The sequence below is a fragment of the Nonomuraea sp. NPDC049655 genome (assembly GCF_044465465.1).
Classification (GTDB): domain Bacteria; phylum Actinomycetota; class Actinomycetes; order Streptosporangiales; family Streptosporangiaceae; genus Nonomuraea.
Map to the genome: position 1 here is coordinate 49,929 of NZ_JBITLS010000008.1, position 22,082 is coordinate 72,010.

Consider the following 22,082-nt stretch of genomic DNA (forward strand, 5'->3'; position numbering starts at 1 on the left):
TAGTCCAAATGTAAAGGAAAGTTTCCTAACGGTAAACGGTTGGCTTACCAGATTTCCAGACTCTCGTCAGAGGCTCAGCGCGTCACGATGAAATCGCGCGGGTCACGGGGGGCGCGGTCGCGCGGCGGCGCGGCGGCGTGCCCGATCGCCACGCAGCCCATCGGGTCCCAGGACTCCGGCAGGTCGAGCACCCGCCTGACCACCGGCCGGCAGAACATCGTGGAGGACACCCACGCCGAGCCCAGCCCCTCGACCGCGAGCTGGATCAGGAAGTTCTCCACGCCGGCGCCCGTCGCCACGACGAACATCTCCCGCTCGGAGGCATTGCGCCGGTCGTCGCGGTAGGTGTGCGAGCCCTCCATCACCAGGCACGGCACGACCAGGTAGGGGGCGTTGCGCAGGACGTCGCCGCGTTTGATCCGCTTGGCGATCGACTGCTCGGTGAACCCGTCGCCGCGCAGGTCGTCGATCCACGCCTCCCGCATGGCGTCGAGCAGCTCGGTGCGGGCCCGCGCCGACTCGACCAGCACGAACCGCCACGGGGTCGTGTGGTGCGGCGCCGGCGCCGCGATGCCCGCGGCCACCGCCCTGCGCACCGCCTCGCCGTCGACCGGCCGGTCGGAGAACTCCCTGATCGTACGGCGGGCGAACACGACGTCGCGGGCGCCGAAGCGGAACATGTCCTCGTCGGCCGGGCGGACGAGCGGCCTGACCCCCGGCCCGTCGTCGTCGGTCACCAGATGGGCCAGACCGCGCACGATCGCCGCGGGCACGCCGTCGAGCTTGCCCTTGACCAGCTCGGCCGCGCTCGCGATCTCGTCGGCCAGCGCGGTGACGGTGGCGCCGAGCGCGTTGCCGTAGGGGTCGGAGGAGCCGCGGAAGTCGTCGAGCGGGCGCACCCCGGCGGCGCCGATCGCCACGTCGGTCAGCCCGTTGCGCCACGGACGCCCGAACGTGTCGGAGACGATCACCCCCACCCGCGCGCCCAGCCCGGCCCTGATCCGCGCCGCCGAGGCGTCGGGGTCCTCGGGCAGCAGCAGGACGGTGCCCGGCTCGGTGTTGGAGGCGTCGACCCCGGCCGCGGCCATGACGAAACCGTGGCGGCTCTGGACGATCACCGTGTCGCCGCGTCTGGCGACGACCCGCTCGGTCTCCTCCTCGATCGCGCTCGCACGGTCGGGCGCCTGGCGGACGCGCCCCTCGGCCTTGCTGACGATCTTGGAGGTGACCACCACGATGTCGCCGTCACGCAGGTCGGCGTCCTTGAGCAGGGCGGCCACGTCGTCGCCCGGCCGGACCTCGCCGATGCCGGTGACGGCGATCACCTCGACCCGTCGCGAGCTCATCGGGCCAGCTCCAGCGCCAGGTCGAGCGCCGTGCGGGCGATGTCGGCGGCCGTCTCGGCGTCGTGCATGAGGATCGGACGGGACACCACGCGCACGCCGTCGAGCGCCACCCCGGAGTCCTCCTCGGCCACCAGCCAGCCGTCGACCAGGCCGGCGCCGTAGAGGTCGAGCACGGCCTGGGCCGTGGTCTCCACCCCGATGGTCGTCAGGCAGGCGTCGGCCATGCCGCGCACGGGCGCGCCGCCGATGATGGGGGAGACGCCGACCACGGTCTTGGCCGCGACCGCCTCGCGGATGCCCGGAATCTGCAGGATCGTGCCGATGCTCACCACCGGGTTGGACGGCGGCAGGATGACCACGTCGGCCTGCTCGATCGCCTCCAGCACACCCGGCGCGGGCTTGGCGCTCTCGACCCCCACCAGCGCGAACGACTCGGCCGGGACCGAGGCGCGCAGGCGCACCCACCACTCCTGGAAGTGCACGGCCCGCTTGCCGCGCTCGTCGGAGATCACCACGTGCGTCTCGCAGCGGTCGTCGGTCATCGGCAGCAGCCGCACGCCCGGCTGCCAGCGCACGCAAAGGGCCTCGGTGATCTGCGAGAGCGGGTAGCCCGCCTCCAGCATCTGCGAGCGGACGATGTGGGTGGCGAAGTCGCGGTCGCCGAGCCCGAACCACTGCGGCTCGACCCCGTAGGCGGCCAGCTCCTCCTTGACGACGTGGGACTCCTCGGCCCGGCCCCAGCCCTGCTCCTCGTCGATGCCGCCGCCCAGGGTGTACATGACGGTGTCGAGGTCGGGGCAGACACGCAGGCCGAACAGGGTGATGTCGTCGCCCGTGTTGCCGATGACGGTGATCGAGGCGTCGGGTGCGGTGGCGCGCAGACCGCGCAGGAAACGGGCGCCGCCGATGCCGCCGGCGAGTGACACGATGTGCATGCGCCCCAGTCTTCCATCGGCGTCCGACATCCCCGTGGGGGGAGTGGTTCTGCCCCACTTCGGAGCAATGAAGCTCCAGGTATAGGGGTAAATGGGATGGAAGAGGTTCTTGGGACATCCGCCGCGAAAGTCGGCAATGTGGCAAACTCCCTTCGGGCCAAAGGGTCCGATGGGGGTTACTCATGAGCAAAGTAAATGCCGCCCGACTACGGGAGCCGGCTGCCTGGATCATGCTCGTCACCGGGCTGGTGGACGTCGTCCTGACGATCGGCCACATCCTGATCGGCTCGGGCAGCCCGCTCGGCGGCGGGTTCGCCACCCGTGCCGCCGCGAACCTGACGGGCCTGACCAGCCCGGTCGTGACCGCGCTGCTCGTGGGCGCCGTGCTGCTCGTCACCAGGACCGGCGAGCGCTCGCCCAAGGCCCGGCTCATCGCCTACGGCTCGGCCGCCGGCCTGCTGCTCGCCGCCGTGTTCGGCGCGCTGGCGCTGATCGTCGGGCTGTTCGCCGGTGGCGGCTTCCGCGGCGTGGTGGAGTACGTGCTCACCGGCGTGCCCATGCTCGCGCTGACCGCCGTCGGACTGGTCTACCTGCTCCCCGAGGTCATGCCCGGCCGGACCCCCATCCCCACCCTCGACGGGTACGGCCGCCCCACCACCCACTACGGCCAGCCCCAGCAGTTCGGCCAGCAGGACCAGCCCCAGTACGGCCGCCCCCAGCAGTTCGGCCAGCAGGACCAGCCCGCCTACGGCCAGCCCGACCAGCCCTCCCAGGGCCGACCCGACCCCGCGCCCCAGCCCGCGTACGCGCAACCGCACGCCGCGCCGACCCCCTACGGCCAGCAGCCCGCGCTCGCCCAGCTCCCCCCGGGCCAGGACGCCCAGCCCCCGGCTCCCGACAGCCAGCCCGCCTCCTCCGGCTACGCCCCGCAACCGCCGTCGGGCCAGGTCCCCGCAGGCTCGGGCTACACGCCCCAGCCGCCCTCGGGCCAGCAGTCCCCGGGCTACGCGCCCCAGCCGCCCTCGGGCCAGCAGTCCCCGGCCTACGCGCCGCAGCCCCCGTCCTCGGGCTACGAGCCCCAGGCCGCCTCCGCCGGGTACGCGCCCCAGCCCCCGTCCGGCCAGCACGCCACCGTCGCCTTCGGCCAGCAGGACCCGCAGGCTCCGTACGGCCACCAGGATCCGCGGGCCCCTTACGGTCAGCAGGACTCCCAGGCTTCCTTCGGGCAGCAGGACTCCCAGGCTTCCTTCGGGCAGCAGGACCAGCAGGCCGCCTTCGGGCAGCAGCCGGGTTACGGCGGCGGACAGGCGCCGACCCCCGGCGCGCAGCCCGGCTACGGCCAGCAGCCCCCGAGCTACGGCGGCCATCCCGACCCCGCCACCGGCGGCTACGGCCAGCCCGAGCCGTCCACCCCCGGCTATGGCCAGCCCGCCGCTCCCGCCTTCGGCCAGCCCGACCCCGCCGGCTACGGCCAGCCCGCGCCCTCCGCGCCCGGCTTCGGCCAGTCCGACGCCCCCGGCTACGGCCACCAGCAGGAGACCCCCGTCCCGCACGCGGCCGAGGCGCAGTCCCCCTACGCTCCCCAGACCCCCGACGCCCAGCCCGCCTACGGCCAGGTCCAGGGCCAGGGGCACGGCCAGCAGCCCGCCTACGGCCAGCCCGAACAGCCCCCGTTCGGCCAGCCCGCCCAGGGCCAGCAGCCCGACCAGGCCCCCTTCGGGCAGTCTTCGCACGGCCAGCAGTCCGAGCCGTACCAGCAGCAGCCCTACCAGCCGGCCAGGGCCGCGCTTCCCGCCGCGTCCGCCGAGCAGCCGTTCGGCAACCCCCAGGCACCGGCCGGTCAGCCGTTCGCGCAGCCGCAGGGCTTCGGCCAGGACCAGGGGTACGCCCCGCCCGCCTATACCCCGTCCGAGACGCTCCCCGACTCCGGCTACCAGCCGCCGGCCGGCGAGTACACCCCCGCGCCGTACGTCCCGGCCGACAGTCAGCCCAGCGCGTACGGCCAGTCCGGCTACCCCACCCCGGAGAACCCGTACGCCCCGAGCAACAGCTCCCCGAACGCCTTCGCCGACCAGGCGTACCCGAGCGGCGAGACCAGCCCGAGCGTCCCGTACCCGCAGGCGGAGCCGCAGCAGCCGTACCAGGACCGGCAGAACGCCTTCGACCAGCAGAGCGGCCAGCCGTTCACCGGCTACTCCGGCCACGAGTACGCCACCCCCGCCTTCCAGGAGCCGGACCCGCCCGTGGACCCGCGCTCCCAGCAGCTCCTGGACGCCTACCAGCAGGCCGAGACCTACCAGAGCTCGACGGCCGCCTCCGGCACCCAGCCCGACCTGCGGGTGCCCGACTACGCCGGCCAGCCGGCCCGGCCGTACGACGACCCGTTCGGCCACCCGCAGCAGGCCCAGCCGTACCAGCAGCAGCAGAACGCGTACGAACCCCAGCAGGGCCAGTACGAGCAGCCCCAGACCTACCGCCCCACCCACCAGGCCCCGGCCGGCTGGAGTGAGGCGCAGGGCGAGTCGACGATGCGGCTCGACCCCTCGCAGTTCGGGGACGCCCTGGGCGCCCAGAACCGCCCGGGTGACGACCCAATCGACCCAACGGCCATATACACGCCCAACGAGCCACGCAGGTAACGGACCGGCAAACGACGGCTAGAGAGAAGGTGGCCCAAAGGGCGGGCGTCTACCCCGCCCTGGTACGGTTCCGACCGCTGACAGCGTTGAACGAACCGGGTCGAAGCCTTGCTGTGCAGGGGGCCTCGGCCTGGTGCGAACACCACATGCCGAGCACACCGGGGCGAGAGTCGGTCTTTCCCCGGATACCGTCATGCCGCTTGACGTCACGTACGGCACGCGCGTGTAATTACAACCATGTTGTTACGCCTTCCCGTGGGTGGGTAGGAGGAAGGCGTCCATGGGGGGCTCCATTGCGGGCGGGCGGCAGGGAGGTGTGCAGTGACCGATCCGGTCATCGCACAGGATCAGCTTGACGCTGAAGAACTCGGATGGCAGGAGCGTGCGTTGTGCGCGCAGACCGATCCGGAGGCGTTCTTCCCGGAAAAAGGCGGCTCCACCCGAGAAGCCAAGAAGGTTTGTCGATCGTGCGAGGTCCGTGCCGAGTGCTTGGAGTACGCGCTCGAACACGATGAGCGCTTCGGCATCTGGGGTGGGTTGTCGGAGCGGGAGCGCAGACGGATCAAGCGCCAGGCCGTTTAGGGGATATGAGCGAAAGGGTCACGCGGTAGCCCGCGTGGCCCTTTTTCGCGTGTGATGTCACCTGTAGGGTGGGCGCGCCTGATCAACGCTGGAGTCGCCCGCCCATGTCACGCCCCCTCGTCACCGCGATCGTCGTCGCCCATGACGGCGGCCGCTGGCTGGGGGACACCTTGCGCGCGCTGGCCGGTCAGAGCCGCAGGCCGGAGCGCGTCGCCGGGGTCGACAACGGCAGCAGGGACGGCTCGGCCGACCTGCTCGCGCAGGCGCTCGGCGCGTCCAACGTGCTCGCGCTCCCGCGCTCGGCCTCCTTCGGCGACGCGGTGGCGGAGGTGCTGGACCGGCTGCCGCCGTGCGGCCAGGACGAGTGGCTCTGGCTGCTGCACGACGACTGCGCCCCCGACCGGCGGGCGCTGGAGGCCCTGCTCATGGCGGCCGAGCAGGATCCCAAGGCGGCGGTGCTCGGCCCGAAGCTGCGCGACTGGCTCGACCGCAGGCGCCTGCTCGAACTGGGCGTGACCGTCGGCCTCACCGGGCGCAGGGACACCGGGCTGGAGCCGCGCGAGTTCGACCAGGGGCAGCACGACGGCATCCGGGAGGTGCTCTCGGTCTCCACGGCGGGCATGCTGGTCCGCCGCGACGTCTGGGAGCGGCTCGGCGGTCTCGACCCGCTGTTCCCGCTCTTCCGCGACGACCTCGACCTGTGCTGGCGGGTGCGCAACGCCGGGCACCGGGTGCTGGCCGTCACCTCGGCGGTGGCCTGGCACGCCGAGGCGGCGGCCCGCAGACGGCGGCGGATCACGGTCAGCGGCGACCATCCGCGCAGGCTCGACCGGCGCAACGCGATGTTCGTCGTCATGGCGAACCTGCCGTTCCGCGTGATGGTGTGGGCGCTGCTGCGGAACCTGGCCGGGTCGGCCCTGCGCACGCTGCTGTTCCTGGTGGGCAAGCAGCCGGCGAACGCGCTGGACGAGATGGTGGCGCTGGGGTCGATCCTGGCGCATCCGTTCCGGCTGCTGAAGGCGCGCAGGGCCCGCCGCGAAGGCCGTAAAAAGGGATTTATTCGTATCAAGCGGTTGCTGACGCCGCCGGGGGCGGCCTACCGGCGGCTGACCGACATGGTGCAGAGCTTTCTCGCCGGCGCGGGCCCCGTCGACTCCGCCGGCCGCCACCACCACTCCACCCCGGAGGACGACGAGGACGGCGCGCCCGCCGACACCGGCGCGGTCAAGGGCTTCCTCCGGCGGCCCGGCGTCGTCCTCATGATCGCCCTGGCCGTGATCTCGGTGGCCGCCGAACGGTCGTTGCTCGGCGGCGACCGGCTGGGCGGCGGCGCACTGGTCCCGGTCACGGGCGGTGCGGGTGATCTGTGGAGGTTCTACACCGAGGGCTTCCACGACATCGGGCTCGGCTCCACCGACTGGGCGCCGCCGTACGTGGCGCTGCTGGCGCTGGCCTCGACGCTCGCGCTCGGCAAGACGTGGCTGGCGGTGTCCGTGCTGCTGCTCGGCTCGGTGCCGCTGGCCGGGGCGTCGGCGTACCTGGCGACCCGGCACGTCATCCCGGCGGTGCCCGCGCGGGCGTGGGCGGCGGGCACGTACGCGCTGCTGCCCGTCGCGACCGGCGCGATCGCGTCCGGACGGCTCGGCACGGCGGTGGTGTTCGTGCTGGTCCCGGTGTACGCCGCGCTCGGCACCACGCTGCTGTCCGGGGAACGGCGCCGCGCGCGGCGCGCGGCCTGGGCGCTGGGGCTGCTGCTGGCCGTGGGGACGGCGTTCGTCCCGCTGGTGTACCCGCTCTTCGCGGTGCTCGGCGTGCTGGCCGCCGTCGCGTACGGCGGGGTGCGGCGCGGCGTGGTGACCTCCATGGTGATCGCGCTCGCGGTGCCCGTCGCGCTGCTGCTCCCGTGGCTGGCCGGGCTGGTCACGGACCCGGGCCGGATCCTCCTGGAGGCGGGCCTGCACGATCCCGCCCTGGTGGCGGCGGGGCTCGCGCCGGAGTCGCTGCTCGCGCTCAGCCCGGGCGGGCCGGGGCTGCCGCCGTTCTGGGTGACGGCCGGGCTGGTGGTGACGGCGCTGGCCGCGCTGCTCATGCGCCGCCAGCGGCTGATCGTCGCGATCGGCTGGGGCGTCACGCTGTACGGCGTGCTGGCGGCCGTCCTGGTCAGCCGGATCAGCGTTGAAGGGGCGCGGGCCTGGCCCGGCGTGCCGCTGGCGTTCGCGGGGACCGGGCTGCTGGTGCTCGTCGGCCTGACCGCGCACCGGCTGGCCGAGCTGCGGGCCGACGGCGGGCTGCGCAGGATCGGCGCGTCCCTGGTGGTGGCCGCGGCGGTGAGCACGCCGATCCTGGCCGCCGGCCATTGGGTGGCGTACGGGGTGCGCGGCCCGCTGACCGGCCACGCGCCCGGCGTGCTGCCCGCGCTGGCCGCGTGGAGCACCCGGCACGGCGAGCGCACGCTGGTCGTCAAGGGGGACGCCTTCACCGTGCTGCACGGCCGTACCCCGTTGATCGGCGAGGCCGAGCTGCCGGTCGCGTCCGAGGGACGGTCGAAGGTGGCGGACGCGGCGCGCGGCCTGGTCGGCGGCCGTGGCGGAACCGACGCCGCGACGCTGGCCCAGCACGGGATCGCCATGCTGGCGGTGGCCGCGCCGGTGCCGCCGCCGCTGGCCAGGTCGCTGGACTCCCAGCCGTCGCTGGAACGCATGAGCCTGTCGGAGGCGGGCGGCCTGTGGCGGCTGACCGAGCCGTTCACCCGCGTGCCCGCCCAGCCGGCGGACGTCCTGCACGCGCCCTGGTTGTGGGCCCAGGGCGTCCTGGCCCTGGTCGTGCTGGTCCTGGCCATGCCGGGACGCCGGGGGAGCGGCGCGGTCGAGGGCGTCGAGGCGGCCGTCCCCGTGCCCGCGGGGGTGCGATGAAGGCGTTCGTGGAGAACAGGTTCGGCCTGCTGGTGCTGGTGGTGGTGGCCCTGTCCGCCCTGTACGGCGTCGCCCTCGTCACCCGCCCGGCCTCCGTCCCGGCCCGGGCCGAGGGGCCGCGGAAGGTCGCCGTCGAGTCGGTGACGGCCGTCTGCCCCGGCGCCGAAGGCGCGCGGATGAATGTCTACCTGCCCGGACGCCTGTCCCACGAGGTCATGAAGAACGCCGAGCCGTACGTGACGAACGGCCCGGGAGCGCTCGAAGCCGGATACACCACCCGGGTGACCTCGGGCGCGGCCCGCGGGCTGTCCGGGGTGCGCTGCACCGAGCCGGCGCAGTCGGCCTGGCTGGCCGGCCCCGGCCCCGCGGCGGCCGACGTGATCCTGCACCTCACCAACGCCGACAAGGCCCCGGCCCAGGCCGACGTCGAGGTGTACGCGGCCGAGGGCCTGGTCTCCGGCGACGCGGGCCGCGGCCTGGAGATCGCGCCCGGCGAGCACAAGGAGATCGACCTCAAGACGCTCGCGCCCTCGGCCGACGTCATGGCCGTCGGCGTGACCACCGTCTTCGGCCGGCTCGCGGTCGCGGCCAGGGCGTCGATGCGCGGCGGCGGCGTGGACTGGCTGCCGCTCGCCGCGCCCCCGGCCACCCGCGTGGTGGTGCCCGGCATCCCCGGCGGCGGCGGGCGGCGCGAGCTGCTGGTCGCCGCCCCCGGCGAGAACGACGTGTCCGTGCAGGTCAAGGCGGTCAGCGAGGACGCCGCGTACGCGATGAGAGGCCGCGAGAGCGTCGACGTGCCCGCCGGCAGCGTGGTCGCGCTGGACGTGACCACCGGGATCGGCGGCGAGGCGGCCGCGCTCGTGCTCACCGCGCCGGCGCCGATCGTGGCCGGGCTGGTCGCCACCGGCACCGGGCAGCGGCTGGACGTGGCGTTCACCGCGGCCACGCCCCCGCTCGACCTGGGCAGCGCGGTCGCGGGCAACGGTCCGGGCACGCGGCTGCTGTTCACCGCGCCGGACGGGCCCGGCGAGGTCAGGGTGCAGGAGGTGCCGGCGAAGGGCGCGGCGGGCAGGCCGTACGACGTGGCGGTGCCCGCCGGGCGGACCAAGGAGGTGCGGCTGCGCGGCAAGGGCGAGTTCGCCGTGGTCGTCACGCCCGTGTCGGGCCAGGTCTACGGCGGCCGGGTCATCGAGGAGCGGGAGAAGGACGGCCTGCTCGTCACCGCCCAGCCGCTCGCGCCCGCGCGCGTGTGGACCGTGCTGCCCGCGCTGACCGACAGCCCCCGCGTGGTGCTGCCCGGCTGAGCCGCGGATCGACGGCGGACGGCGTAGCCCGGGGGAGCCACGGATCAGCGACGGTCGTCGTAGCCCGGGCGAGCCGCGGGTCAGCGGCGGTCGTCGTAGCCTGGGTCGACGGTCTCGGGGGCGAGGCCGAGCAGCGTGGCGACCTGCTCGACCACCGTGTCGTGCACCATCGCGCCCAGGGTGTCGCGGTCGCGGGCGCGCGCCTCCAGCGGGCGGCGGTAGATCACCACCGCGGCCGGTGACTGGCCGCTGGCCGCGTCGGCCCGGCCGAACGGGATCGGCTCGGTGCCCATGCTCGGGCCGTCACCCAGCTCATTGAGCGGCGGCACCTCCTCGACCGCGAACTCCACGGCGGACAGCTGTTTGTCCCACCGGGGCCGCAGCCGGTCGACGGCGTCGAGGACGAGGTCGTCGAAGCGCTCGCTGCGGGAACGGGCCATGGGGACGTGGGAGGGGGCGAGGGGGCCGCGCAGGCCACGACCGTGGCGATCGCGCCGTCTGGGACCGCGCTTTGGAGTCACCGCCCAAGTGTAAGGGCACGTGCCCGCGAACCCCCGGAACCCCCGCCCGCGTCGCCGCCCTCAGGGAGCGGGGGAAGGAGCGCTTCCAACGGACGCCCTCACGCCCGGCTGTTGGTTCCGGCCGGTCACCTTCCTCGGTCGTCGATCAAGGAAATCAGGAAAGTACGGCGCGACCGGTGTGGCGTCAGCGGCGAGGGGGCGAGGTTGTCCCTCAGGCGCGCGCATCGGCGCATGTGGGTGGAAAGCCTGCGACAGGTGTCCGAATTGTGGCGACACGCTCGTTAAGAGCGCTCAGATAGTGGCGCCTCGCACTCTTACCAGATACGGTCCCTCCGTGAGCCCCGTCCGCCGCTGTTCCCGCACCGCTTGCAGCCAGCCTGCCGTCTTCACGCTCACGTACGTATACGCCGACTCGACCGCAGTTCTCGGCCCTCTGGCGACGTACGCCGAGCCACACTGTTACGACCTGTGCGCCGAACACGCCGAGCGGCTGACCGCTCCCCGCGGCTGGGAGGTCGTCCGGCTCCCCACCGACGGCAACTCCCCCAGCTCAGACGACCTGGAGGCGCTGGCCAACGCGGTCAGGGAAGCCGCCAGGCCCACCCCGTCCGGCAGCGGCGAGCCGGTCGGCCAAGGGGTCGAGGTCGGGCGCAGGGGCCACCTGCGCGTTCTTCGGTCGGCCCAGCAGCACCGCGACCGGTAGGCTCGTTTCACACGACAAACGACCTAGGGGCGGAGCTGGAGAGTGGGCGACCTCGCCAAGATCTTCAAAGCGTACGACGTTCGCGGGGTGGTTCCCGACGAGCTCGACGAGCCGATCGCCGAGGCCGTGGGTGCGGCGTTCGTCGAGGTGACCGGAGCCGCGTCCGTCGTGGTCGCCCATGACATGCGAGAGTCCTCCGTGCCGCTGGCCGAGGCGTTCGTCAGGGGCGCCCGCTCGCGCGGCGCCGACGTCGTGTTCGCCGGGCTCGGCTCCACCGACCTGCTCTACTACGCCAGCGGCAGCCTGGGCCTGCCCGGCGTGATGTTCACCGCCAGCCACAACCCGGCCCGCTACAACGGGATGAAGATGTGCCGTGGCGGCGCGGTGCCGATCGGCGGCGAGACCGGGCTGGCCGAGATCCGCGACCGCGCGGCCGAGCTGCTGGGCGCCCCCGCCACCCCGACCGGGTCGCTGATCGAGAAGGACCTGCTGTCCGGCTACGCCGCCCACCTGCGCGGGCTCGTCGACCTGTCGGCGATCCGGCCGCTCAAGGTCGTCGCCGACGCCGGCAACGGCATGGCCGGCCACACCGTCCCGGCCGTGTTCGAGGGCCTGCCGCTGGAGCTGGTCCCGCTCTACTTCGAGCTCGACGGCAGCTTCCCCAACCACGAAGCCAACCCGCTGGAGCCGCAGAACCTCCTCGACGTGCAGCGGGCCGTCGTCGAGAGCGGCGCCGACCTGGGCCTCGCCTTCGACGGCGACGCCGACCGCTGCTGGGTGGTCGACGAGCGGGGCGCGTCCGTCTCGCCGTCGGCCGTCACCGCCCTGGTCGCCACCCGTGAGCTGGCCAAAGACCCCGGCGGCACGATCATCCACAACGTGATCACCTCGCTCGGCGTGCCGGAGATCGTCCGCGAGCACGGCGGCACGCCCGTGCGCACGCGCGTCGGCCACTCCTTCATCAAGGCGGAGATGGCCCGCACCGGCGCGATCTTCGGCGGCGAGCACTCCGCCCACTACTACTTCCGCGACTTCTGGTTCGCCGACTCTGGCCTGCTCGCCGCGATGCACGTGCTGGCCGCGCTCGGCGAGCAGGAGCGCCCGCTGTCCCAGGTGGTGGCGGCCTACTCGCGCTACCACGCCTCCGGCGAGCTCAACAGCGCGGTCGCCGACCAGGATGAGGCGCTGGCGCTCGTCAGCGCGGCCTTCGCGGGTCGCGGCGAGGTCGACGAGCTCGACGGCCTGACGATCACCGGCCCCGACTGGTGGTTCAACCTGCGCGCGTCCAACACCGAGCCGCTCCTCAGGCTGAACGCCGAGGCGGCCGACGAGAGCAAGATGAAGGCGATCAAGGACGAGGTCCTCGCCATCGTGGGAAGGGTGTCACTGTGAAGATCGACGACTGGCTGCTGGAGATCCTGGCCTGCCCGGCCTGCAAGGCGCCGCTGCGCGCCGAGGCCGAGACCGAGGAGCTGGTCTGCACGGACTGCGGTCTGATCTACCCCGTGCGCGACGACATCCCCGTCCTGCTGGTCGATGAGGCAAGGAAGCCGTGACCTGGGAGCCCGGGCGGCTCGATGACCAGCAACACCTCACCGCGGCCGATCCGGGCGGCATGCTGCTCGCGGTCGCGGCCTCGGCCGCCCAGGTGCGCACGGGTCACCGTGCCGCGGTCGAGGCGGGCGTCGACCGGCTGTCCGCCCAGGGCCGCCCGCGGGCCGTCGTGGTCGCGGGCATGGGCACGGCGGGCCTGACCGGAGACATCCTCGCGGCGGTGTGCGGCAACGGCGTGCCGGCGCCGATCGTGACGTTGCGGTCCTACCAGCTGCCGGGCTGGGTCGGCGCGACCGACCTGGTCATCGCCGTCTCCGCCACCGGCGACGACGACGAGACGGTCTCCGTCGCCGTCCAGGCCGTCCGGCGGGGGTGCGGGCTGCTGGCCGTGTGCCCGCCGGGTTCGCCGCTGGAGGCCGTGGCCGTGCAGGCGTCGGCGATCCACGTCCCGGTGCGGGTCGAGGGGCAGCCGAGGTCGGGGCTGTGGCTGCTGACGGTTCCGGTGATCGTGGCCGCGTCCGCGCTCGGGCTGGTCACCGCCGGGCCCGAGGTGTTCGAGCGGGTGGCCGCGATCCTGGAGGACATCGCCAACCGCTGCCGTCCCTCCAGCGAGTCCTTCGTCAATCCGGGTAAGTCGCTCGCCACGGACCTGGCCGAGAGCATTCCGATGATCTGGGGTTCCTCGCCGGTGGCCTGCGCGGCGGCGTACCGGCTGGCCTGCCAGCTCAACGAGACCGGCAAGTACCCCGCGGTCTTCGGTCAGCTGCCCGAGGCCGGCCACAACCAGGTGGCGGCCCTGGAGGGGCCGCTGGCCGAGCGGGACATCTTCGCCGACGAGGCCGGGCCGACGCTCAGGCTCGTCATGCTGCGCGACGTCGAGGAACATCCTCAGGTCACGCGGCAGCGCGAGGCGTCGCTGCGGCTCGCGCACGACCGTGACGTGCCGGTCACCGAGCTGACCGCGGAGGGCGTGCATCCGCTCGAACGGCTGGCCACGCTCGTCGGCCTGGCCGACTACGCCGCCACCTACCTGGCCCTCGGCTACGCCGTCGATCCGACGCCTGTGGCCACGATCAATGAGCTTCGGGCCAGGATTTCCCAATAGGATCCCATGTCAGGGTCTTTTTAGGTGATCTTTATGAGTGGAGACGTCCGGTGAGCGCGAGTGGTGGCACGAAGGCAATCATTGCGGCGCTGAGCGCCAACCTGGCGATCGCGGTGTCGAAGTTCGTGGCGGCGTTCTTCACCGGGTCGTCCTCGATGCTGGCCGAGGGCATCCACTCGGTCGCCGACTCGGGCAACCAGCTCCTGCTGCTGATCGGCGGGAAACGGGCCCAGCGGGCCAGCGACAAGACCCACCCGTTCGGCTACGGGCGCGAGCGGTACTTCTACGCGTTCGTGGTCGCCGTCGTGCTGTTCACGATCGGCGCGGTCTTCTCCCTCTACGAGGGCTGGCACAAGATCGTCGAGCCGGCCAAGGTCGAGTCGCCCATCTGGGCGTTCGCGGTGCTGATCTTCGCGATCATCGCCGAGGGCTTCTCCTTCCGTACGGCGATCAAGGAGTCCAACCCGCTGCGCGGCAAGCAGTCGTGGTTCGCCTTCATCCGCCGGTCGAAGTCGCCCGAGCTGCCCGTCATCCTGCTGGAGGACCTGGGCGCGCTGCTCGGCCTGATCTTCGCGCTGTTCGGCGTGACGATGGCCGTCATCACCGGCGACGGCGTCTGGGACGGCATCGGCACCCTCATGATCGGCGTGCTGCTGGCGATCATCGCGGTCGTGCTGGCCGTCGAGACCAAGTCGCTGCTGCTCGGTGAGGGCGCCTCGCCCGAGGTCGAGGAGCAGATCCGGGCCGCGCTGGAGGGGGCGCCCGAGGGGGCCAGGATCATCCACATGCGCACGCTGCACCTCGGCCCCGAGGAGCTGCTGGTGGCCGCCAAGATCGCGGTCGAGCACGACGACACGGCCGGCGAGGTGGCCCGCGGCATCGACGAGGCCGAGCGGCGCATCCGCGACGCCGTGCCGATCGCGCGGGTGATCTACCTGGAGCCCGACCTCGACCGGCTGCGCACGACGACGAGCTGACGCTCGTCCCGGAGGCCGGCCGCGCACGACGGCCGGCTGACGCTCCGCGGGGCGTATGACGCTCAGCCCTGGGGTCGCAGGAGCCTCAGGGCCTTCTCCTTCTCGAAGTCCAGGGCCCGGCGCGGCACCTGGATGCGGCCGATGCGCACGCCCAGGTCGCGCACGGCCGCGGCCACCTGCGGCTCGCTCAGTACGCGCAACGCGAACGCCAGCTCGGCGGGCGAGACGTCGAAGCGTTTCTCCAGCTCCACCCCCTGCGCCACGGCGGCCAGCTCCTCTGGCCCGAATCTGCGGTGCGCCCCCCGCTCACGGACCGGCGGCAGCAGGCCCATTGCCTCCCGGTATCGGAGCATTCGTGGGGACATGCCGAGCCGCTTGGCCGCTTCCGTGATGCGCATCCTTACATTCTTACGTCAGTTTCGCTGTCTCGGAGATGCGGGGCTGCCCGAGCGCCGCCTAAACTCGTCCGCGACAGCAATCGTGACGCGAGGGGAATCCCGATGGACTTCAAGGTCGCCGACCTTTCACTTGCCGACTTCGGCCGTAAGGAAATCCGGCTCGCCGAGCACGAGATGCCCGGCCTCATGGCGATGCGCAAGGAATACGCGGCCTCCCAGCCCCTCCGCGGCGCGAAGATCATGGGCTCGCTGCACATGACGATCCAGACGGCCGTGCTCATCGAGACGCTGGTCGCGCTCGGCGCCGAGGTCCGCTGGGTCAGCTGCAACATCTTCTCCACCCAGGACCACGCCGCCGCCGCGGTCGTCGTCGGCCCCGAGGGCACCGTCGAAGACCCCAAGGGCGTCCCCGTGTTCGCCTGGAAGGGCGAGACGCTGGAGGAGTACTGGTGGTGCACCGAGCAGGCCCTCACCTGGCCCGGCGGTGACGCCCCCAACATGATCCTCGACGACGGCGGCGACGCCACGCTCCTCGTGCACAAGGGCGCCGAGTACGAGAAGGCCGGGGCCGTGCCCCCCGCCGGCGCCGACGACCCGGAGGAGTGGCACGTCATCATCGACCTGCTCACCCGCACGGTCGGCGAGGACAAGCGCTGGACGCGCATCGCCGAGAGCATCAAGGGCGTGACCGAGGAGACCACCACCGGCGTGCACCGTCTCTACGAGATGCACAAGAACGGCCAGCTGCTCTTCCCGGCGATCAACGTCAACGACTCGGTCACCAAGTCGAAGTTCGACAACAAGTACGGCTGCCGCCACTCCGTCATCGACGGCCTCAACCGCGCCACCGACGTGCTCATCGGCGGCAAGGTGGCCGTGGTCTGCGGCTACGGCGACGTCGGCAAGGGCTGCGCCGACGCGCTGCGCGGCCAGGGCGCCCGGGTCATCGTCACCGAGATCGACCCGATCTGCGCCCTTCAGGCGGCCATGGACGGCTTCCAGGTCACCACGCTGGAGGACGTCGTCGGCATCGCCGACATCTTCGTGACCACCACCGGCAACTTCAACATCATCACCGCCGAGCACATGGCGCAGATGAAGCACCAGGCGATCGTGTCCAACATCGGCCACTTCGACAACGAGATCGACATGGCCGGCCTGGCCAAGCTGCCCGGCATCGTGAAGAACAACATCAAGCCGCAGGTCGACGAGTGGGTCTTCGCCGACGGCCACTCGATCATCGTGCTGGCCGAGGGCCGCCTGATGAACCTGGGCTGCGCCACCGGCCACCCCAGCTTCGTCATGTCCAACTCCTTCACCAACCAGGTGATCGCGCAGATCGAGCTGTTCACCAAGACGGCCGAATACCCGATCGGCGTCTACACGCTGCCCAAGCACCTCGACGAGAAGGTCGCCCGCCTCCACCTCGACGCGCTCGGCGTCAAGCTCACCGAGCTGACCAAGGAGCAGGCGGCCTACATCGGCGTGCACGTCGAGGGCCCGTACAAGTCCGACCACTACCGCTACTGATCGGCTGGGCGGCTCCGGGAGGGGGGTCCCCTCCCGGAGCCGTGCTCTTTCGCGAGGGGCTGGGCATGGATCTCTGGGAAAGCGGCGAGCGGCAGATCTCCTGGGCCGCGCGCTCGATGCCGGTGCTGACCGCCATCGGCGAGCGGTTCGCGCTCGAACGCCCGCTCGACGGGCTCAAGATCGCGGCCTGCCTCCACGTCACCGCCGAGACGGCCGTGCTCATGGGCGCGCTGAAGGCGGGCGGCGCCGAGATCGCGCTGGCCGCCTCCAACCCGCTGTCCACCCAGGACGACGTGGCCGAGGCCCTGCGCGCGTACGGGATCGCCGTGCACGCGCGGGCCGGGGTCGATCGCGCCACCTACTACCTGCACATCCACCAGGCCCTCGACCTCGGCCCCGACCTCGTGCTCGACGACGGCTGCGACCTGGTGAACATCCTGCACACCGAGCGCACCGACCTGCTCGAAGGCGTGAGCGGAGGGTGCGAGGAGACCACGACCGGCATCATCAGGCTGCGGCAGATGGCGGCCGAGCAGGCGTTGCGCTTCCCGGTCGTGGCCGTCAACGACACCCGTACGAAGCGCATGTTCGACAACCGGTACGGCACCGGGCAGTCCACCCTCGACGGGATCATGCGCGCCACCAACACGATGCTCGCCGGTCGTACGGTCGTGGTGGCCGGGTTCGGGTTCTGCGGGCGCGGCGTGGCCGAGCGGGCCAAGGGGCTCGGCGCGCGGGTCGTCGTCACCGAGATCGACGCCGTCAAGGCCCTCGACGCCACCCTGCAGGGCTACGAGGTGCGTCCCATGGCCCAGGCGGCGATGATCGGCGACCTGTTCATCACCGTGACGGGCAACCGGGACGTCATCAGGGCCGAGCACCTGTCCGTGATGAAGGACGGCGCGATCCTGGCCAACGCCGGCCACTTCGACGTCGAGATCGACGTGCGGGCCCTCGACGAGATGGCCCGCGAGGTGCACCGGGGGGTGCGCCCGAACACCGACGAGTACGTCATGCCCGACGGCAGCCGTCTGCTGCTGCTGGCCGAGGGCCGTCTGGTCAACCTGACCGCCGCCGAGGGCCATCCGGCGGCCGTCATGGACATGTCGTTCTCCGCGCAGGCGCTGGCCGTGGCCTGGCTGGCGGGGCAGCGGGCGGGCCTGGTGCCCGGCGTGTACGACGTGCCGGAGGAGATCGACCACGAGGTGGCCAAGCTCAAGCTGGCCGCCGCCGGCATCGGCATCGACACGCTGACCCCGGAGCAGGAGGACTACCTCCACTCCTGGCGGGTCGGCTCCTAGGGAGCTAGAGGGCCGCCTGCATCTCCTGCATGCGGCGGATCTCGGCCGTCTGGGTGACGCTGACGTCCGTGGCCAGCTCCTCGATCTTGATGTGCGAGCCCGCGGTCAGGACCCGGTCGGACATCTCAAGGGCGCCCAGATGGTGTTTGATCATCAGCTCCAGGAACAGCCGGTCGAAGCCCTTGCCCGTGGCCGCCTTCAGCGCCGCCATCTGCTCGGGCGTGGCCATGCCGGGCATGTCGCCGTGCGCCGCGTGGTGGTCGGGCACCTTCTGGTCCTGCTCCTTGAGCCAGGTGGTCATGAACTGGATCTCCGGGCCCTGGGCCGTCTTGATCCGGTCGGCCAGGCCCTTGAGCTTGACGGAGTCCGCCCTGGTGGGAGCCAGGATCGCCATGTCGAGGGCCTGCCGGTGATGGACGATCATGTCCTGGACGTACGTGATGTCGGCGGCGTTGGCCGTGGGCCCGGGGACGGCGGTGGCCGCCTCGCCCGGGGCCAGCGTGCGGGCCTGCTCGCCCGGACGGCCGGGGGCGAGCACCGGCGCGGTGGAGTCGGCCCGTGGCGCGGAGGACGCGCCGGAGGAGCAGCCGGACAGGGCAATCAGCGTGCCCGCGATGACGATGAGCGCGCCGCGCACTCGGCCTCCTGACTGGCTCGGGACGAGAATGCGGACTCTAGGCCATATACCGCTCCAGCGAAAGAGGTTGAAACGGAACAAGATTTGACACATTGGACACTGGCCAGGTCCTGGCGGCGTGAGCGACGATGACGGAGATTTATGCCCCCTTTATAGGAGGACCACGGAGTGTTCACCCCCCGCAGGGCCCTCATCCTGGTCGCCGCCCTCGTGGCGGCAACGGGCGCCACACTGCCCGCCCAGGCTGCGGACATCCCGGCTCCCGGCGAGATCGTCATGAGCTCCAACATCACGCACGTCACGAACGTGCCCAAGCCACAGGCGCTGTCCGACATCCACACCGACATGGCCTTCCAAGGCGACTACGCCTTCGTCGGCAACTACTACGGCTTCTCGATCTACGACATCAAGCAGCCGAAGAAGACGTCGCTGGTGAGCTCGGTCGTGTGCCCAGGCGGCCAGATGGACATGTCCGTCTACGGCAACCTGCTGTTCGGGTCCGTCGACTCCTCGCGCAACGACGACTCGTGCAGCAGCACCTCCCAGAGCGCCTCCGTCAAGGAGTCGTGGGAGGGCATGCGCATCTTCGACGTGAGCGACAAGTCCAACCCCAAGTACGTCAAGTCGGTCGAGACCAACTGCGGCTCGCACACCAACACGCTGGTGCCCGGCCGCGACGGCAAGAACGTCTACATCTACGTCTCCTCCTACGGCCCCAACGCGAACTACCCGGACTGCAAGCCGCCGCACGACCTGATCTCGATCATCAAGGTCCCGCTGGACAACCCGGCCGCCGCGGCCGTCATCGCGACGCCGAACCTGTTCCCCGACGGCGGCAACCCCGGTCTGCCGCTGCCGTACCCGAACGGCAAGTCGGCCACCACCGGCTGCCACGACATCACCGCCTACCCCGAGAAGGGCATCGCCGCGGGCGCCTGCATGGGCGAGGGCGTCCTGCTCGACATCTCCGACCCCGAGCAGCCCAAGGTCACCGCGAAGGTGCGCGATGACGTGAACTTCGCGTTCTGGCACTCGGCCACGTTCAACAACGAGGGCACGAAGGTCGTCTTCACCGACGAGCTGGGCGGCGGCAGCCGGGCCACCTGCAACGCGGCCATCGGCCCGAACAAGGGCGCCAACGCCTACTACGACATCGTCGGCGGGCAGCTCGTGTTCAAGGGCTACTTCAAGATCGCCCGGCACCAGGCCGACACCGAGAACTGCGTCGCGCACAACGGCTCGCTGATCCCGGTCAAGGGCCGCGACGTCATGGTGCAGGCGTGGTACCAGGGCGGCATCTCGGTGGTGGACTTCACCGACTCCGCCCACCCGCAGGAGATCGCCTACTTCGAGCGCGGGCCGGACGAGACCGCTCCGCCGCTCGACGGGGGCTTCTGGTCGGCGTACTACTACAACGGCTACATCTACGGCTCGGACTTCAACCTGGGCCTGGACGTGCTCAAGCTCAACGACCCGCGGACGAACCAGGCCAACAGCGTCAAGATGGGCCAGCTGAACGCGCAGACGCAGGGCTCGTACCCCGAGCACGGGCGCGGCGTCCCCGGCGGCAACTGATCCGCTGCATGATTCCGCGCCGCCGGCTCACTGCGGCGGCGCGAACCCGCCCGGAGTCGCCTTCGGCGGCTCCGGCGCGGGCCCCGGCTGAGGCCGCTGCGGAGCCTGCCGCGGGTAGGGCGCCTGCTGATGCGGCGCCTGCGGGTACGGCCCTTGCTGCTGGTACGGCCCCTGCGGCGCATAAGGCCCCGGCTGCTGGTACGGCCCCGGCTGCGGGTACGGCGCGTACGGCGTGGACCGCGGCGCGGCGCCGGCTGCCAGGGCGGCCTGGCGCGCGAAGCGGGCCTCCTCCCGCCGCCGGCGCTCGGCCAGCACCGCGCTCAGGTACGCGTGCGGCGGCACCCCCGCGGGCGCGGCGGGCGACACGAAGGCCGCGGTCTGCGTCGCGATGCGCACCCCCATGTCGTGCTGGACCTGCGGCGTGAGGTCGTGCCAGCGCATCAGGTACTGGCGGGCGGCCTGCGCCACCTCCTCGGGAAGCTGGGAGAGCTCCAGGGTGGCGGCCCACGCGGCCAGCGGCGGCGGCATGAGGATGGCCTGCCCGCTCTCGCGCGGCCCCCGGTCGGAGATCACGATGGTCCCGGCGAAGATGTCGCCGAGCCGCTTGCCCCGCTGGGAGACCAGCGAGGAGATCAGCGCGGGCGCGCCGGAGAACATCCAGAACTCCACCAGCCCGGCCAGCCCGCGGAACAGCGCCTGCCGGAAGCGTTCCGGGCTGCCGTCGTCGGCGACCACCCGCAGGCCGAGCGCCAGCTTGCCGAGGCTGCGCCCTCTGCTGAGCGTCTCGAAGAGCACCGGATAGCCGATCATGACCAGCACCAGCAGTACGATCATGGCCGCGCCGAGCATCGCGTCGTCCGTGACGACCGCGAACGCGCCCAGGAGCATGTACGCGCCGATCAGCACGACGAGCTGCACCGTCATGTCGATGACGAACGCCAGCGCGCGCGAGGGCATCTGGGCCACCCGCACCTCGACGACGACGGCGTCCCCGGTCACAACCTCTGACATATGTGGAGCCTAACGGCAATGCCGCATTGATCGAGCGGCCACAATGGTCGGGTGGACATCGATGCGTTCGTCACAGCACACCGCCCCGTCTGGGACCGGCTCGACCACCTGGTCAAGAACCGCTCCTCGCTGACCGGCGCGGAAGTGGACGAACTGGTCGACCTCTATCAGCGGGTGTCCACGCACCTGTCCATCGTGCGCTCCTCCTCCCGTGACGCGGTGCTGGCCGGGCGGCTGTCGGCACTGGTGGCCAGGGCCAGGTCGGCGGTGACCGGCGCGCACACGCCCGCCTGGCGGGAGCTGGCCCGCTTCTTCACCGTCTCCTTCCCCGTGGTGGCCTACCGGGCGCGCTGGTGGTGGCTGGCCGCGGCGCTGGCCAGCATCGCGGTCGCGTGGGTGCTGGGGGCGTGGGTGGCCGCCAACCCTGACGTGCAGGCGTCGATCGCCTCGCCGGACGAGATCGCCCAGCTCGTCGACCACGATTTCGCCGACTACTACTCCGAGCACCCCGCCGCCTCCTTCGCCAGCCACGTGTGGGTCAACAACGCCTGGGTGTCGGCCCAGGTCATCATCTACGCCATCCTGCTCGGCATCCCCATCCCGTTCATCCTCTACAGCAACGCCGAGAACGTCGGCGTATCGGCCGGGCTGATGGCCTCCAGGGGCAAGCTGGACATCTTCTTCGGCCTGATCACACCGCACGGCCTGCTGGAGCTGACCGGCGTCTTCCTGGCCGCCGCCGTCGGCCTGCGCCTGGGCTGGACGGTGATCGATCCGGGGCCGCGCAAACGGCTGGAGGCGCTGGCCGAGCAGGGCCGGGCGGTGATGAGCGTCGCGCTCGGGCTGGTCGTGGTGCTGTTCGTGTCGGGCCTGATCGAGGCGTTCGTGACGCCGTCCGGGCTGCCCACGGCCGTGCGGGTGGGCATCGGCGTGCTCGCCGAGGCGGCCTTCCTGGCGTACGTGATCGTCTTCGGCCGCAGAGCCCTGCGCGAGAACGAGACCGGCGACGTCGAACGCGCTCCCGACGTCGCCCCCACGGCCTAGCGGCCCTC

General features: G+C 72.0%; 19 protein-coding genes. 13 read left to right on the top strand and 6 right to left on the bottom strand.

Annotated elements, in window-relative coordinates:
- Window positions 1-74: 74 nt before the first annotated feature.
- Window positions 75-1,346: a coenzyme F420-0:L-glutamate ligase gene (locus ACIBQ6_RS25525; RefSeq protein WP_397214883.1), complete on the bottom strand. Its 1,272-nt coding sequence runs from the start codon at window positions 1,344-1,346 to the stop codon at window positions 75-77.
- Entirely contained in the window at window positions 1,343-2,281 is a 939-nt protein-coding gene (gene cofD / locus ACIBQ6_RS25530) for a 2-phospho-L-lactate transferase (protein ID WP_397214885.1), read from the bottom strand. Before cofD ends, ACIBQ6_RS25525 begins: the two co-directional genes overlap by 4 nt.
- A 182-nt stretch (window positions 2,282-2,463) precedes the next feature.
- Here cofD and ACIBQ6_RS25535 point away from each other — a divergent pair, with 182 nt between their 5' ends.
- The 4 genes from ACIBQ6_RS25535 to ACIBQ6_RS25550 all read left to right on the top strand — a co-directional run bounded on the left by ACIBQ6_RS25535 (window position 2,464) and on the right by ACIBQ6_RS25550 (window position 9,718).
- Entirely contained in the window at window positions 2,464-4,920 is a 2,457-nt protein-coding gene (locus ACIBQ6_RS25535; RefSeq protein WP_397214886.1) for a hypothetical protein, read from the top strand.
- 321 nt (window positions 4,921-5,241) lie between these two features.
- The gene (locus ACIBQ6_RS25540; RefSeq protein WP_020546325.1) at window positions 5,242-5,502 is read left to right on the top strand and encodes a WhiB family transcriptional regulator; all 261 of its coding nucleotides are present in this window, start codon (window positions 5,242-5,244) and stop codon (window positions 5,500-5,502) included.
- A gap of 104 nt (window positions 5,503-5,606) precedes the next feature.
- Window positions 5,607-8,414: a glycosyltransferase family 2 protein gene (locus ACIBQ6_RS25545; RefSeq protein ID WP_397214888.1), complete on the top strand. Its 2,808-nt coding sequence runs from the start codon at window positions 5,607-5,609 to the stop codon at window positions 8,412-8,414.
- On the top strand, window positions 8,411-9,718 hold the full coding sequence (locus tag ACIBQ6_RS25550; protein WP_397214890.1) for a DUF5719 family protein: 1,308 nt from the start codon (window positions 8,411-8,413) through the stop codon (window positions 9,716-9,718). Before ACIBQ6_RS25545 ends, ACIBQ6_RS25550 begins: the two co-directional genes overlap by 4 nt.
- Window positions 9,719-9,798: 80 nt before the next feature.
- Here the strand turns inward: ACIBQ6_RS25550 and ACIBQ6_RS25555 are convergent, their stop codons facing one another.
- Window positions 9,799-10,158, bottom strand: a complete 360-nt coding sequence (locus ACIBQ6_RS25555) for a metallopeptidase family protein (protein WP_221762053.1) — start codon at window positions 10,156-10,158, stop codon at window positions 9,799-9,801.
- A gap of 415 nt (window positions 10,159-10,573) precedes the next feature.
- Here ACIBQ6_RS25555 and ACIBQ6_RS25560 point away from each other — a divergent pair, with 415 nt between their 5' ends.
- Genes ACIBQ6_RS25560 through ACIBQ6_RS25580 form a run of 5 tightly spaced genes read left to right on the top strand, consistent with a single transcriptional unit; the run spans window position 10,574 to window position 14,578 of the window.
- Window positions 10,574-10,942: a DUF3499 domain-containing protein gene (locus ACIBQ6_RS25560; RefSeq protein ID WP_352323386.1), complete on the top strand. Its 369-nt coding sequence runs from the start codon at window positions 10,574-10,576 to the stop codon at window positions 10,940-10,942.
- Between the two features lie 42 nt (window positions 10,943-10,984).
- On the top strand, window positions 10,985-12,334 hold the full coding sequence (locus ACIBQ6_RS25565; RefSeq protein WP_397214892.1) for a phosphomannomutase/phosphoglucomutase: 1,350 nt from the start codon (window positions 10,985-10,987) through the stop codon (window positions 12,332-12,334).
- Window positions 12,331-12,498, top strand: a complete 168-nt coding sequence (locus tag ACIBQ6_RS25570) for a Trm112 family protein (RefSeq protein WP_352323388.1) — start codon at window positions 12,331-12,333, stop codon at window positions 12,496-12,498. Before ACIBQ6_RS25565 ends, ACIBQ6_RS25570 begins: the two co-directional genes overlap by 4 nt.
- Complete coding sequence (locus ACIBQ6_RS25575; protein ID WP_358282742.1) at window positions 12,495-13,601, top strand: SIS domain-containing protein; 1,107 nt, start codon at window positions 12,495-12,497, stop codon at window positions 13,599-13,601. The genes ACIBQ6_RS25570 and ACIBQ6_RS25575 overlap by 4 nt, the downstream gene beginning before the upstream one ends.
- Before the next feature lie 50 nt (window positions 13,602-13,651).
- A complete protein-coding gene (locus ACIBQ6_RS25580) occupies window positions 13,652-14,578 on the top strand; it encodes a cation diffusion facilitator family transporter (protein ID WP_397214894.1) in 927 nt (308 codons plus the stop codon).
- A 62-nt stretch (window positions 14,579-14,640) separates the two neighbouring features.
- On the opposite strand, the gene ACIBQ6_RS25585 is transcribed toward ACIBQ6_RS25580, so the two are convergent.
- Window positions 14,641-14,976, bottom strand: coding sequence for a MerR family DNA-binding transcriptional regulator (locus tag ACIBQ6_RS25585; protein WP_397214896.1), 336 nt, complete (start codon window positions 14,974-14,976; stop codon window positions 14,641-14,643).
- Between the two features lie 102 nt (window positions 14,977-15,078).
- Between ACIBQ6_RS25585 and ahcY the strand changes: the two genes are divergently transcribed.
- Window positions 15,079-16,506, top strand: a complete 1,428-nt coding sequence (ahcY, locus tag ACIBQ6_RS25590; RefSeq protein WP_352349253.1) for an adenosylhomocysteinase — start codon at window positions 15,079-15,081, stop codon at window positions 16,504-16,506.
- A 65-nt stretch (window positions 16,507-16,571) separates the two neighbouring features.
- On the top strand, window positions 16,572-17,807 hold the full coding sequence (locus ACIBQ6_RS25595) for an adenosylhomocysteinase (RefSeq protein WP_357990511.1): 1,236 nt from the start codon (window positions 16,572-16,574) through the stop codon (window positions 17,805-17,807).
- 4 nt (window positions 17,808-17,811) lie between these two features.
- On the opposite strand, the gene ACIBQ6_RS25600 is transcribed toward ACIBQ6_RS25595, so the two are convergent.
- Entirely contained in the window at window positions 17,812-18,444 is a 633-nt protein-coding gene (locus ACIBQ6_RS25600; protein WP_358282748.1) for a DUF305 domain-containing protein, read from the bottom strand.
- A gap of 168 nt (window positions 18,445-18,612) precedes the next feature.
- On the opposite strand from ACIBQ6_RS25600, the gene ACIBQ6_RS25605 reads away from it, so the two are divergent.
- A complete protein-coding gene (locus tag ACIBQ6_RS25605; RefSeq protein ID WP_358282750.1) occupies window positions 18,613-20,019 on the top strand; it encodes a hypothetical protein in 1,407 nt (468 codons plus the stop codon).
- A 27-nt stretch (window positions 20,020-20,046) separates the two neighbouring features.
- Here the strand turns inward: ACIBQ6_RS25605 and ACIBQ6_RS25610 are convergent, their stop codons facing one another.
- Window positions 20,047-21,030 carry an RDD family protein gene (locus ACIBQ6_RS25610; RefSeq protein WP_358282752.1) on the bottom strand — a complete coding sequence of 328 codons (984 nt, stop codon included), beginning with the start codon at window positions 21,028-21,030 and terminating at the stop codon, window positions 20,047-20,049.
- Window positions 21,031-21,081: 51 nt separating this feature from the next.
- Between ACIBQ6_RS25610 and ACIBQ6_RS25615 the strand changes: the two genes are divergently transcribed.
- The gene (locus ACIBQ6_RS25615) at window positions 21,082-22,074 is read left to right on the top strand and encodes a stage II sporulation protein M (RefSeq protein ID WP_364325757.1); all 993 of its coding nucleotides are present in this window, start codon (window positions 21,082-21,084) and stop codon (window positions 22,072-22,074) included.
- Window positions 22,075-22,082 lie beyond the last annotated feature (8 nt).